This is a genomic window from Thermaurantiacus tibetensis (assembly GCF_015354055.1).
Lineage (GTDB): Bacteria > Pseudomonadota > Alphaproteobacteria > Sphingomonadales > Sphingomonadaceae > Thermaurantiacus > Thermaurantiacus tibetensis.
The window spans coordinates 1-530 of sequence record NZ_JACHTM010000015.1 but is presented as its reverse complement, the minus strand read 5'-3'; the positions used below and the strand labels follow the sequence as shown (position 1 = coordinate 530).

1 protein-coding gene is annotated in these 530 nt (G+C 68.1%); it reads right to left on the bottom strand.

What is annotated here, in order from left to right:
* The coding region (locus H3H34_RS13205) for an IS5 family transposase (RefSeq protein WP_194751931.1) at positions 1 to 530 on the bottom strand (530 nt) is incomplete at both ends.

Below are 530 nucleotides of genomic sequence, written 5' to 3'. Positions count from 1 at the left end.
AGGCGGCCTTGTCCATCAGCTTCAGGCGGTCATAGGCGGCATCGGCGAACAGATGCTTCACCCAGGGCCAGCGCTGGCGGATGGCGTCGAGCACGGCTTGCGCGCCGGCGCTGTCGGAGATGTCGGCTGGCGTCAGATTGACCATCAAGAGCCGCCCGTCGGTGTCGACCGCGATGTGGCGCTTGCGCCCGACGATGCGCTCGGCCGCGTCGTAACCCCTTCTATCGGCGTGCGGTGCCTTCACCGTCTGGCTGTCGACGACGGCGGCCGATGGCGATTGCTCGCGGCCCTGTCGCTCGCGGTCCAGCATCAGCTCGACGTCATGGATGGTCTGGAACAGAAAGCGCCGCGCCAGCTCGCGAAACCAGCCATAAACCGTGCGCCAATGCCCAAAGCGGATCGGCAGCATCCGCCACCCGCAGCCCGAGCGGACCAGATAGCGGACCACGTTGATCACCTCGCGGAACTCGACCTCCCGCGGACGACCGCGCCGACCGGGCCGGGGCATCAGCGGCGCAATCCGCTCCCAC